The 13,421-nt window shown below is 39.0% G+C and carries 9 protein-coding genes; 2 read left to right on the forward strand and 7 right to left on the reverse strand.

Annotated features, from left to right (window positions below; genetic code table 11):
- Positions 1-558 precede the first annotated feature (558 nt).
- The gene (locus EA772_RS00090) at positions 559-879 is read left to right on the forward strand and encodes a hypothetical protein (protein WP_124910725.1); all 321 of its coding nucleotides are present in this window, start codon (positions 559-561) and stop codon (positions 877-879) included.
- A 53-nt stretch (positions 880-932) separates the two neighbouring features.
- Positions 933-2,456, forward strand: a complete 1,524-nt coding sequence (locus EA772_RS00095; RefSeq protein ID WP_124910726.1) for a DUF4394 domain-containing protein — start codon at positions 933-935, stop codon at positions 2,454-2,456.
- 51 nt (positions 2,457-2,507) lie between these two features.
- On the opposite strand, the gene EA772_RS00100 is transcribed toward EA772_RS00095, so the two are convergent.
- From EA772_RS00100 to EA772_RS00130, 7 genes are read right to left on the reverse strand one after another with little or no spacing between them, the layout of a single operon-like run.
- Positions 2,508-3,929: an NAD(P)/FAD-dependent oxidoreductase gene (locus EA772_RS00100; RefSeq protein WP_124910727.1), complete on the reverse strand. Its 1,422-nt coding sequence runs from the start codon at positions 3,927-3,929 to the stop codon at positions 2,508-2,510.
- On the reverse strand, positions 3,929-5,383 hold the full coding sequence (locus tag EA772_RS00105; RefSeq protein ID WP_124910728.1) for a rhodanese-like domain-containing protein: 1,455 nt from the start codon (positions 5,381-5,383) through the stop codon (positions 3,929-3,931). The genes EA772_RS00100 and EA772_RS00105 overlap by 1 nt, the downstream gene beginning before the upstream one ends.
- Positions 5,383-6,153, reverse strand: coding sequence for a hypothetical protein (locus tag EA772_RS00110; RefSeq protein ID WP_246834013.1), 771 nt, complete (start codon positions 6,151-6,153; stop codon positions 5,383-5,385). The genes EA772_RS00105 and EA772_RS00110 overlap by 1 nt, the downstream gene beginning before the upstream one ends.
- A gap of 4 nt (positions 6,154-6,157) precedes the next feature.
- Positions 6,158-7,603, reverse strand: a complete 1,446-nt coding sequence (locus EA772_RS00115) for a hypothetical protein (protein WP_124910730.1) — start codon at positions 7,601-7,603, stop codon at positions 6,158-6,160.
- A gap of 18 nt (positions 7,604-7,621) precedes the next feature.
- Entirely contained in the window at positions 7,622-8,935 is a 1,314-nt protein-coding gene (locus EA772_RS00120) for a beta-carotene 15,15'-monooxygenase (RefSeq protein WP_124910731.1), read from the reverse strand.
- Positions 8,936-8,945: 10 nt separating this feature from the next.
- Complete coding sequence (locus EA772_RS00125) at positions 8,946-10,301, reverse strand: RagB/SusD family nutrient uptake outer membrane protein (protein WP_124910732.1); 1,356 nt, start codon at positions 10,299-10,301, stop codon at positions 8,946-8,948.
- Between the two features lie 20 nt (positions 10,302-10,321).
- Complete coding sequence (locus EA772_RS00130; protein ID WP_124910733.1) at positions 10,322-13,414, reverse strand: TonB-dependent receptor; 3,093 nt, start codon at positions 13,412-13,414, stop codon at positions 10,322-10,324.
- Positions 13,415-13,421 lie beyond the last annotated feature (7 nt).

Raw genomic sequence — 13,421 nt, forward strand, 5'->3', positions numbered from 1 at the left:
TCTTAACAGCTACGTCCCTAAACTATAAAATAAATTATAAAAAGAGTACCTGCTGTTTTCTTTATTTTATCAACAATTGCGCCATATAGGTGGATAAACAAGCTTTTGAAAGACTTACTACCCAGAAATTAACTTAAGAATCGCGTCGTGATAAATATCGTGTCCGTTATATCTATCTACGTAATAAGTGTTTTGAAGGTTTTAAAGCAGATTTTTTAATCTTTCTACAGCTTAACCTAAAATTTTGTCGGTTTATTGTAAGGATATTTATGCAACAGGAAACTGACAATTTGTAACCTTTTGCACAAGCAATTTACAAGTTTTGACAGAAAAATAAAAGTTTGTGACATCTTTTAACAAATAATACTCCAAAATTTTTTTGATACTAAATAATCCTATCACTTGATGTTAAACCATACAAATAACTATTTGTGAAGGCGTTTTGTTTTTAAAGATGTGGCCTTAGATCATTTAGTTCGCATTATTTCTTTGCAATAGAAATCTAACTAAATTTTATTTACGTAAGTGCTTATGAATCCAAATTCGTGGATCATAACTATGGCACCTTTTTACCAACGGTATTTCATTGTACTTCTTTTACTGCTTGCATTTGCGGGTAGGATTGCAGTATATGCAATTCCCGTTCACAAGATGTCGAAAGAGTTGATCCAAAAGAGTTCTTCAGCTGAGAGTGAGAAATCCGAATCATCAGAAAAACAAAATCAACTGGAAGATAAAGTTAAACTTGCTGATCTGCATTTAAACAATATCACAAATTTTGATTTTGCTTCCTCTGGCAATGCCAACCAACATTCCTTCGCTGGCAACTTCCTATTGGCTTATTGCCACCTTCAAATTCCCGAACAACCCCCAAAATAGCAGCTCACCTGGCTCCTATTTATTAACTCAATACTTAATTAAACATTAAAATCATGATGAAAACTAAACATTTCTTCATAATGGCTTTGCTTGCCCTTATGACACCTATTTTATTCTCTGCCTGCAAAAAAGACAGAAACAACCCTACCGAAACACTTGTTCCGGGACCAGACGTAAATTTTTATGCGCTAACATCTGACAGCAAGTTGTTATTAATCAATGCAAAAAATCCATCTTCTGTTAGTGCAACGGTTAGCATTTCTGGTTTACAACAAGGTGAAACACTTTTAGGAATTGATTTCCGCCCGGCAACAGGCCAGCTTTATGCTGTTGGAAGCACAAGCCGTTTATATGTAATTGACTATAAAACCGGTGTGGCAAGATCAATTTCAGCTTCTCCGCTAACACCAGCCATTAGCGGAACTTCAGTGGGTTTTGATTTCAATCCAACTGTTGATCGCATTAGATTGGTAACGAATACTGGTCAAAACCTGCGTTTAAATCCAGAAAGTGGAGCGGTGATGATTGCTGATGGCGCTATCAACGGCGTTACAAATGCAAGAGTTTCTTCAGTAGCTTACACGCAAAACAAAGCCGGTGCAACTACAACAGTGCTTTTTGATATCGACGCCGCAACTGATAAACTTTATAAACAAGATCCGCCGAATGATGGAAAATTAGTTGAAGTTGGAAGTTTAGGCTTCGACGTAGAAGATGCAGGTGGTTTCGATATTAACCCCGATGGAACCGCAGCACTTGCTGCATTAACTGTAGGAGGAACATCTGCATTATTTACGATTGATGTGAACAGTGGAAAAGCTTCGAAAATAGGAAACCTGCCTGCGAACATTACGGCTTTAGCTATTCCTACCGAACCAGTAGCTTATTCGGTATCTAACAATAATGAGTTATTAATTTTCAACCCATTGGCAGCTACGCCAACGGTTAGTGTAAAAACCATTTCCGGTATTCAAACTGGCGAACAAATTTTAGGAATTGATTTCCGTCCGTTAAATGGACAACTTTACGCTTTAGGAAGCACGAGCCGTATTTATACAATCAACACTTCATCCGGCGCAGCCGCAGTTGTGGGTACAGCTCCATTAACTACATTATTAAGCGGAACACAATTTGGTTTTGATTTTAACCCAACGGTAGATAGAATCAGAATTGTAAGTAATACAGGTCAAAATTTAAGGTTTAACCCATTAGATGGTAGCGTAACTGTTGATGGTGTGCTGAACCCTGCTACAACTGGAATTACTGGTGCGGCATATACCAACAACTTTGCGGGTGCAACTACAACCGTTTTATTTGATATCGATTCAAATAGCGATAAATTGGTTAGACAGGATAACCCAAATTTAGGATTATTGGTTGATGTTGGTGCCTTAGGCATTAACGTAGAAGGAAGCAACGGATTTGATATTGGCGGTACAAGTGGACTGGCTTATGGCTTATTTACCGTAGGTACAACACAGCGAATTTATAGTGTAAACTTGACTACCGGCGCTGCTACAGCTGGTGCAACCATTACAAATGCCTCAAGAGGATTTGCTTTAGGTTTAGGCTTTTAGTGTTAATTTTTTTAAATGTAAAATGCCCTTCGGATTTCGGAGGGCATTTTTTTATTTAATATCTTTTAATACAGCATTAGCGGCATGAAATCCGCACATACCATGCACACCTCCTCCAGGAGGCGTACTTGCAGAGCAAATATAAATACCGTTGGCAGGTGTTCTATAAGGCGAAAGACTCAAAATTGGGCGACTGTATAACTGAGCCAAATCTAAAACACCACCATTGATGTCTCCACCAATATAATTCGGATTGTAGGCTTCAAATTGGGCAGTATTGATTATATGCCTATCAATAATAGTGTCTCGGAAACCCGGTGCAAAACGTTCAATCTGTTGCTCAACTGCATTTGTCATATCAACCGTAGAACCATTTGGAACATGGCAATAACCCCACAGAACTTGTTTCCCTTTGGGTACACGATCTGCATCAAACAAACTTTGCTGAGCAAGCAAAACAAAAGGATTTTCTGCAATTTTACCATTAAAGGTTGCTTTTTCAGCTGCTGCAATCTCATCAAATGTTCCTCCTAAATGAACTGTTCCTGCTTTTCTGCAATCTGAAGCAGTAAAAGGAACAGGTTCGCTTAATGCCCAGTCTATTTTAAATACGCCTGGTCCGTAGCGAAACTTCTGAAGCCTTTTTTTGTAGAAGGAAGGCAAATGATCGCCAGCAATTTCTATCAATTGTTTGGGCCCCGTATCAAAAATTACCGCTTTCGCGGGTGGAATTTCACCATAAGACCGTACCATCCAGCCCATTTGCACCTTTCCGCCAAGAGACTCAAAGTAGCTAAGCAATGCATTAGCTATAGCCTGTGATCCGCCTTTTGGCAATGGCCAACCTTTTAGGTGTCCGTTTGCCATCAATACCAGGCCCACTGCAGCAGTTGATAATTGATCGAGTGGTAAAAAAGAATGCGCTGCCATTCCGCCAAATAATGCTTTTGCTTCTTCTGTTTTAAATCTGTTCGACAGCCATTTAGCTGACTTCATCGCAGAAAGACCAAATTGTAGACTTGCAATAAGTTCTTTAGGAATTTTAAATGGGCCTAAAATATCTTCAGCTAATTTTGGCCAATTCTCAACGATTGGCTGCATCAAATCGAGATAGTCTCCTTTGTCTATACCCAATCCATTGGCCGTTTCATATAGTGAAGATTTGAGCGAAGCACTTGTTCCATTATCAAATGGATGAGCTGCCAGAACGGGTGGATTAATGTATTCTAATCCATAGTCGGTAAGTGGCAGCTGACTGAAAAAAGGTGATCCGGCGGCCATTGGATGAATTGCCGAACAAACATCGGACAAATATCCTGGGAAAAATTCCTTGGAACGCATACCGCCACCAATTTGTTCTGATCCTTCGATTAATAATACCGATAATCCACTTCGCTGCAACTGGATCGCACAAGCCAGTCCATTCGGACCTGAGCCTACTACAACAGCATCATATTCGTAATTTTTCTGCACTAGTGATTGGGTTTGTGTGAGGTACCTGTCTTTTCGAGATCTAAAACGGCTGTTCCCAAATCATAAACAGCGTGGTTTGGAAATTTGTTCTTAATAATACTGCTCCCCGCAGCAGAACGATAACCCGACGCACAGTTAACTAAAATTGGTTTATCCTGAGGGATTTTATTTAATTGATCTTTTAAATCCTGCAAAGGAATATTAATTGCACTTTTAAAAATGGGCTCATCCCTAAACTCTCTTTCTGTTCTCACATCAATGATAGTGTAGGTTGATTCATCAATAGCGCTTGTTGTAGTTTCATATTTTTCGAGCTTTTGTCCGTCTACGAGATTGTAAATAAAAGCTCCTGTTATATGTTGTTCATAACCGATTTTTGCTGTTTTAGCAATCACTTCCTCTAGCACACGCTTATCGGCTGCGACGAGATAGAAACTCGTATTGGGAGGAATTGTACTGCCCAACCAGGTTTCGAACTTTGCACCATTTTGTAGATTGATCGCATTTTTTAAATAAGATTTTTTAAAAACCGATTCAGGCCTGGCGTCAACAATAATGCTATTTTCCGAAGGTACAAAATTCGTCTCAAGCAGCTTTACACTGGCAATACTAGTTGCAAAGCCAGGCAAGCCTTTGATGTTCCAGGCCACATCATATGAAAAATATTTGGGTGTGAATGGAAGATCATTTAAAATATTTTTAACGAACTCCTCTTTGGTTTTTATCTGAAAAGCTGGATTATGAGCTTTTTCATCTCCAATAGTAGAGCTTGCAGCGTCCCGGATCGCTTTCCCACAAAGAGAACCTGCACCATGAGCTGGGTATACAATTACTGAATCAGCAAGCTTCGCAAATTTTTGATGGAGGGTATAAAATAATTGTTCGGCCAATCGTTTGCGCTGTGTGGTTGCATCCGTTCCAATTTCTCGTAAATCTGGTCTGCCAACGTCTCCAATTAATAATGAATCTCCTGAAAAAACAGCGATATCTTTTCCGTTTTCGGTAAGTACAACAGCGATGTGGTCTGGTGCATGGCCAGGTGTGAAAACAGACCTTAAACTAACGGAGTCGCTCAGCTTTATTTTGTTCCCATCATCAAAACCGGTACGCTGGTAACCAGCTTTGGTTAAACTGCTGGCATAAATTTTTATATTATTCAGTTTTTGAAATTCCAGATGTGAACTGGTAAAATCAGCATGCGGATGTGTTTCAATGACACCTGTTACTGCTGCATTTTGAGATTTTGCATAGTCGAGGTAAGGTTTAGGATTTCTGCCCGGATCAATTAATATAATTTTTCCATTTACCAAAACTGCATAAGAAAAATGAGCAAGACCTTTATCTTGAAATTGTTCAATATGCCAATTTCTACTGCCACTAAAAACCTTTGAAGGCCAGGCTGCAGATAGCAGGAAAAATCCGCCTGCCTGCCGAATAAATGATCTTCTTCTCATCACTGAATTACAAAGTTAATTTTATCCACCCCAGTATTGCCGGTTTTTTCATCATAAGCGAAAACCAAAATCTCATAATTCCCCTTTTCTTTGATGTTTAGTTTTCCTTCGAAAAGATTGGTTTGTCCGGTGAATACTAAGGCCAAATCTTCTGTTTTAACACCCTCCTTTTTAACAATTGCCTGAACCTTAATTTTATCAGCATTCCAAATACCTCCACTTGTGATTGGGCAACCACAACTCATCGTAACACTTGCTTTGAAATTTAGCGAACCATTTTTTAAACTGGCCTGCTTGATTTGCTGGTGTGTGGTAGGTGATAAAATATCCACTATAAACCCTGGTATTTCCAGCACAATACCCTCACCTAAAATATTTTTACCGGGAATTACCCATAGCTGGGTGGAGGCATTAATAGTTGCATTTTTCCTATTCACTGGCGCCAGTACTTCTATGTCTACAAAAGTTGGTTCAGCGATTTTTAAATTGGCTATAAATTTTGCTGTAGCACTATCTGTAATAGATTGTCCACGCTTTTTAGCTTGATTCATAATCACCTCAGTATTACCAGAGCTTCCGGTAGTTAATCCCTTAGCTAAAATTTCTTTTGTTAGATGGTCTCGTACAACTACGAGTGCGCCACCAATGCCGGTGCCAATAAACTTTGCATCTTTTGCCTGCGCCCTAATTAGTACCTGCGTATTCAGCTGGGCAAAAATTTGAAAACTCATCATCATGGCAAAAACAACGCCTACTATTTTTTTTAACATCACTTTACTTATTAAATTTAAGTTCACTTCTATCCAGTTTCGAAGCAAATTTCCTATCCACTTTATCCAAAACCACATAGAGAGAGTCTTTACGATCATTCAATCCGGAAAGGATGATCCGATTTTTTCCATCACGCTTAAAGTGCCAAACCAATTTTTGCTCCTTCACCACCTTTTCTTTCGACTTATTCTTTTTACCAGGTCCATCTTCGTCTCTTGAAGGGCGATTTTTATCCTGCAATATTAAATTCTGCGTTTTATGATCAATGGTATAATAAAGGAAGCGTCTTCCTCCGGCAATGCCAGCCAACTCATAACTCCTGTCTATATCTTTTGGATTTGGTGTTCCATTCGCTAATGAAATTGAAAAAGGCTTATGAACCTGATAAATCAAAGTACTCCATCTTTCAAAAACCACACTACGCCATCTGACTGAATCAAGCGGATTAAATGGCAATAACTTACCATTTAGTTTAAACTCTGTCACGTTGTAATATCCCGCAGCATTTGGCAGCCCTGGTGTAATAGGCTCTTTAAGTTGACCAACATGATAATGTACATCGTATCTCAGGTAAGCAAAAATGATGGTAAAAACAATTACAAAGGCATATTTAGTGGAGTAGAAAATACTGCGTTGCTTTTTCGTTTTCAACGGAGGATAATAATAGTTTGGACTAACCTCCTTTTTCAAAATCAGCAGTCGCCACAGGTTGGGCACATATTGGATAAGTAAAAACAGGGATAAAAGGACAAAAAAACTACTGTAAACATGAACGCCCCCATCATAAGCAAAATTGGCATGGGCAATATTATAGAGTACCCCCGCAACCAATACTGCACCAATGGCAACAGTTCCCCTGAAAAAAAGCAGCACTCCGGCCACAATTTCCACCAAACCCAAAACAATTTCGTACCAGATAGACACACCTACTATCTGCCAATAAATTTTATAGGTATTGTAATCGCCAAAATTGGTATCGAGATTGGAAATGGAAGGGTCTGGCATTTGCATGGGATAGAGTTTTAAAAAGCCGAATGCAATAATACCAATAGCGATGCGATAGCGAACCGCAACACGAAGCCAATAATAAAGTGTGTTATAATTTGTTCTTTTGCTCTTTCTGGCGATAAAAGTCCAAATTGAAGCACCCAGTAGTGCAACTATTAAAGCGACACCCCAAGTGGCGTAAGCACCTATTCCCCACCGCCCACTGGGTGTTTGCAGGCTATAAAAATTTGGGCGATAACCCGTGAGGTTATTCAGAAAAGCGAAGACTGTTTTGGAAGAAATAGCTTTTGAATACCAATCGGTTGTAACCGGAATAATGAGCAAAAATATAAAGATAAAGGCAATCCTAAACAGGATCTTCTCCCATTTGCTCCAAACCTGCCATTGGTTTGGTTCTGTTAAATTTTGTGTATGTATTTTCGATGTAACCAGCGTTTCCATAGCTTATAATTAAATTGATTAATAAACGCTTACTTTTTTACGACGTCCTTTTTGCAACAAATATTCCTTCGGTAATTTTTTCAAACTCACCTTAAGAGAATCATGTTTTGCATCAACCCCGTTTAATAAGATGATATCATTATCCGTCCTGGAAATAGAAAGTTGTAAAGTATCTGTAGGATCATTATTATTTGTGAGTTTGAGTTTCGATCCAGATAATATGTATGTATAAAAAAACCTCCCAGCATTGCCTTTAGATTCGTAATCTCCTAAACCATTTTTTTGAAAAGTTAAACTGGGTGAAACTGGATTAATTGGTGCATTAATGTTTTTTCTAATGCTCAATACATTCCATTTTTCAAAAACAACATCAACCCATCTCAAACTATCAGTTAACGAATAGGGTTTCTGTTCCCCGTTCCATTGAAAACTTTCTACATTATAAAAACCAGCTGCTTTAGCTAAGCCTGGTGTATTCGGATAGGGCCAATTGCTATTTCGATAATTAGCATAAGTAATGGTACTGAAGAAAATTGCAAAAACTATAACAGCAAATTTTAGGGGCAGCTTAAGTTTTGGTTTATAAGCGGGATTAAATTCATCTGGCTTTGCTCGTCGCTCCTTAACCAAAAGATTATAAAGTCGCGGTGTATCGTATAATAGCAGAAATACGGAAAGGATTAACAAATAAACGCTGTAAAGTTGATCACTCAAGTGATAGGCGTAATTGATCAACACGATATTAACCAATAACGCAGTTGCCAATCCGGCACCAATAATTGTTGTGCGCCTAAACATGAGCAACAAGCCTGCTAAAAATTCAATGGCGCCCAAACTTTGTTCATAATAGGCAGAAGCCACGCCTGTTGATAAATAGTATAACTTCCAGGGTAAAAAATCGCCGTATGCAGTGTGTAAATCACTTAATGTGGGCCCAGGTAATTGGACTGGAAAAATTTTAATGATCCCATAACTCAATAATGCAATGGCCAATCTAAACCGAACGATTACCCGCAGCCAGTAATAAAGTTCAGGTTCCTTTTGATTAATATCTTTAACTAAAAAGCCCCAAAAATAAGCCGCAATTAAGCTAATAATTAAAGCGATGCCCCAACCATAAAAACTTCCAAAGCCCCAATCGCTACCTATAAAAAATTTAGGAACGTAGTTAGCAGCTTGGAAAACATCCTGAAAGTGTGACCAATCTGTTTTAAACAATTGCCTATAATAAGTTCCAGTAAGCGGAATGGTTAACAGCAATAGAAACACAAAGGTTGTTCTGAAAGCAAAGCCACGCAAAAGTTCGTCTTGTTCAATTTTTGAATCATTCATAACTCAATATTTAGTAACCTGGATTTTGAGATAAATTCGGATCGATTAATAATTGGGCGTACGGGATTGGTAACAGCAATTTATTTGGATCACTAATTCCTAAAATCGTCCCCGCTCTGCCAGTTCTGATCAAATCATACCACCTATGATCTTCAAAAGCAAATTCTAACCGGTTTTCGGATTCTATCGCCAAAATTAAATTGGCTTGAGTTGTTGCTGTTGTTCCTGTTAAGCCTGCCCTGCTTCGTATTGCATTAAGATCTCGTGTGGCACCGGCTAAGTCATTAAGTTGTGCTAAAGCTTCCGCCCTAATCAGGTATAATTCTGCAATACGAATTAAATAAATAGGATCAGTTCCAGCAGTTCGATAATAAAGATTTCCAAAATATCGTGTAACCCCACCGGTGGTTTGTGTAAGAATCAATGAATTTCTATTTCCTGATACTGCCGTATTGAGCAATAAAGTAGCAACTGCAGGAGTTGGCGTTACCCACCCCACTCCACCATTACTGCTTGGCTGCCAGTTATAAGCCTGGCTATTGGTTACGTTAATATTGTATTGAAGCTCAAAAATCGACTCTTGAGTTACGGTAGCATTTGCCGCAAAAAATGAGTTATATGGGCCAATGAGGGCATAATTTGTATCCTCAATTAACCTTGTTGCATAAGCAGCGGCATTTGTATAATCCTTTTGATAAAGTGCAACACGGGCATGCAAAGCGTATGCGGTTTTTCTGGTAGCCCTAATTCTATTTGTTGTATTTGGCAAAAGTGTTTCTGCCTGAGCAAGGTCTCTTAAAACCTGAGCATAAGTTTCAGCAAGCGTGCTTCGTTTAGCAAGTGTTTGATCTGCAGCTGAAGTAGTTGGTGTGGTAACCAGCTGAACACCACCCCAGGTTCTGGCCAGATCAAAATAAGCTAATGCCCTTAAAAAATATGCCTCTCCCACAAGTTGATTTCGCAAAGTTTCGGTAAATGTTGTAGAAACAGGCAGTGCAGGTACTTTTGCAATTACATTATTGGCCCTGTTGATGGTATTGTATATTGCTGCCCAGGAATTTCCTACCGCAGCTAAATCTGCCAGCACAGTGTGATTGGTAAGCTGCTGATTAACGGTTTGAGAACCCACATACTGAACATTGTCGCCAGAGAAAAGTCCCAGTGTTTGAAAAGTATAACCATAATAATCATTAGATTGAAGTTGGTTATAAATGCCACGTACGGCGGTTTGGGCTGAATTTCCGTCAACAATTGTTAATTCATCAGATATATTGAGTTCTGGCTTTACATCAATAAACTTTTTGCAGGAACTTCCCACAATCAAAAGCCCTGATAATCCTAAAGCCATTAATATTGAGGTTTTCATGTGTTTTCTTTTTTGGGTGATTAAATGGTAATGTTTAAGCCAAATTGAAATGATCTTGGCTGTGGCGGGGTTCCAAATGAACCCAACCCTTGAGCATTAGGATTTGAGGTTACACTCGATTCGGGATCGCCTGTATATTTGGTAATCAGGAATAAATTTGAACCAACAAAATAAAATCTTGCCTGACTCAACCTGATTTTTTTCAAAAATTCGCCTGGAAGGTTATAGCCAAAAGTGAGTTGTTTTAAACGAAGGAATGATGCATCTTCTAAATATCTCGAACTTTGATCAATGGTGTAATTGGTGCCAATTGACGTTAATCTTGGGATATCAGTAATATCGCCAGGCTTTTGCCAACGGTTTAATACATTTGCCAATACACCTCCACTTGTTGGATTACGTTCACGGAAATAACGGTTCAAATTGAGGGATTTGTTTCCGGCCTGAAAGGTAAACAAGAAACTCAAATCGAAACTTTTGAAGGTAAAACTGTTGCTTAAACCACCGAATATTTTCGGGTAAGAATCGCCTAATATCTGACGATTAGCAGTAGTCACTGTTCCATTTGCAGCCTGCCCTTCAAATACTGGTGCTCCTGTTTGCGGATCAACATATAACTGATTATACAACCAGAAAGAGTTCATAGAATAACCTTCTTTCATAATCACCCAATCGCGGGTGTATTGTGTAATTTGTGTGGGCAATTTTTCAATTCTGTTTCTGTTACCTGAGAAATTCAAACTCGTTTTCCAACTAAAGTTATTGTTGGCAATATTGGTGGTATTAATACCAACCTCGTAACCTTTATTGCTCATTTCTCCTTCGTTAGCCCAATAAGTGGCAAAACCTGTTGATGCAGCAATCGGTTTTTGTAGCAGTAAGCCTGTAGTATACTTATTATATACATCCACAGTAAGTGATATTCTATTGTCTAACAAGCCTAAATCAAAACCAAGGTTGGTTTGAGCCGTTTTTTCCCAGCGTAAATCAGGATTACCCAATTGAATCGGTCCAATACCTGGTTGAGGCGATCCGGCAACATCTGGATAGCTGCTACCACCTGTCCATAAACCTTGAGCTGCAAAATTATCGATACCAGCCTGGTTACCTGTTACACCATAGGAAACACGAAGTTTTAAATCACTTATCCATTTTGCATCTTTTAAAAATGATTCTTGTTTTAATCGCCATGCACCTGAAACGGCAGGAAAATATCCCCATTTATTGTTTGCACCAAATTTCGACGATCCATCAGCCCGGGCACTTAAACCAATGTAGTATCTGCTTGCATAGTTATAATCAAAGCGACCAAAAAACGATGCCAACGAATACTTACTCCAATTTTGAGATGATGTTCTTGTAGAAGCAGAAGAAATTAATTTAAAGTTATCATTAGCAAACCCACTTCCTTCTGCGGCGGTTAGGCTAATTACATTTGCTTGAAGTGAATTTCCTACCAATGCATTAAAATGATGATCGCCAGCATTTTTGATATAGGTTAGGGTCTGCTCATTAATCCAGGTACTATTTTGCGTAATAGATGAAGTAGCGTTACCACCCACAGCCCTTCCAATACTGGTTTGGCTGTTCCAATATGCCGATTCATCATAGTGATTATAATCCAATGAGAAACTGCTTTTAAATTTTAATCCATCGATAATTTTCGCTTCCGCGTAGGCACTACCTACATACCTTAAACTAGTGGTGTTTACATCATAATTATCAATTAACAAATAGATGTTATCAGAACCAGTGGAAGTGCCATCTTGTGCAAATTTTGGCGTGTAGGTGGCGGCGCTGGTGGCAGCGTTCCATAAATTCACCTGTGGACCATCGCCTGTTCTGGCTTGATTCCGATCACTTTTCGAAATGCTATTGGTTAAACCAAAAGAAATGGCATCACTTAAATTATGATCGTAGTTAAACTTTAAGCTGGTTCTTTGAAACTGTGGCACTTTAATCAGCGCTTTCTGATCAGTATAACCTGCACCTACATAAAATCTTGATTTATCAGTTCCACCCTGAATAGATAAATTATAATCCTGGATTAATCCTTTTTGGAGAATGTCACCAATTCGATCGAAAGTCTGTTGCTCTTCTGGCAAACCAGCTCCACCTTCAGATACTGGTCTAAATGGGCGATTGGCAAAAGTTTGGTTTAATGCCGGACGATCGATGCCCGAATTGATCCAATATTCATTAGCTAATAATGCCGATTCAGGACCCGACGCCAATTGAGGAACAGTAGATTGATCTGCCTCAACCCAACCGGTAGAAACATCTAAGCTTACTTTAGTTCTGGCGTTGAAACTTCCTCTTTTTGTAGTGACCAAAACTACCCCATTAGCTCCCCTGGAGCCGTAAATAGCGGTTGCAGAAGCATCTTTAAGTACTTCAATACTTTCAATATCAGCTGGATTAATATCTGCCAGCGGAGAAGTTGTTCTGCCTCCCAGATTGGTGGTTTGTAAAGAGGTGTTATTTAAAAATACACCATCAATTACGTAAAGTGGCTCGCTACTCGAGTTAATCGAAGTTGTTCCCCGCACCCTAACAAAAGTACCTTCACCAGGTACACCCGAGTTGGAGTTGATTTGAACTCCGGCAGCCCGCCCCTGTAACTGTGCGTCAAAACTGGCAACCGGAAGTTTTACCGTTTCAGAAGCTTTGATTTTAGAAACTGCTCCAGTTAAATCAGCCTTGCGTTGTGTTCCATAACCAACTGCAACCACATCGTTTAATTGATTTGCCGATGCTTTCAAAGCTACAGTAACTGGAGAACCATCAACTCTTTTTTCCTGAGTATCGTAACCAATTAAGCTTACGGTTAAAGTATAAGGAAAACTTTGTCCGGTTCGAAATGAAAAGGAACCATCGGCTGATGTGGCCACTGCATGAGTAGTACCTTTAATTCTAACTACTACTCCCGGTAGCGGCTCTTTAGTTGCTACATCGATTACCTTACCGATAAGCTGAGAATTAATAACGGATGGCTTTACATCCTGACCAGACGCAGAAAGTGAGAAAATTAAGAGCAAAATAATGCTCGCTAGGGAAAGAGGGTCTGAAAAATTGTGATCGTAAAATTTCTTGACATGGATATTTATTTCCATATTTAAA

The sequence above is a fragment of the Pedobacter sp. G11 genome, assembly GCF_003860265.1.
GTDB classification, from domain to species: Bacteria; Bacteroidota; Bacteroidia; order Sphingobacteriales; family Sphingobacteriaceae; genus Pedobacter; species Pedobacter agri.

Coding starts and splice junctions, on each gene's coding strand:
- EA772_RS00120 (WP_124910731.1), bottom strand. CDS start 8,935: ATGAATGATTCAAAAATTGAACAAGACGAACTTTTGCGTGGCTTTGCT.
- EA772_RS00130 (WP_124910733.1), bottom strand. CDS start 13,414: ATGGAAATAAATATCCATGTCAAGAAATTTTACGATCACAATTTTTCA.
- EA772_RS00125 (WP_124910732.1), bottom strand. CDS start 10,301: ATGAAAACCTCAATATTAATGGCTTTAGGATTATCAGGGCTTTTGATT.
- EA772_RS00095 (WP_124910726.1), top strand. CDS start 933: ATGATGAAAACTAAACATTTCTTCATAATGGCTTTGCTTGCCCTTATG.
- EA772_RS00115 (WP_124910730.1), bottom strand. CDS start 7,603: ATGGAAACGCTGGTTACATCGAAAATACATACACAAAATTTAACAGAA.
- EA772_RS00105 (WP_124910728.1), bottom strand. CDS start 5,383: ATGAGAAGAAGATCATTTATTCGGCAGGCAGGCGGATTTTTCCTGCTA.
- EA772_RS00090 (WP_124910725.1), top strand. CDS start 559: ATGGCACCTTTTTACCAACGGTATTTCATTGTACTTCTTTTACTGCTT.
- EA772_RS00110 (WP_246834013.1), bottom strand. CDS start 6,153: ATGTTAAAAAAAATAGTAGGCGTTGTTTTTGCCATGATGATGAGTTTT.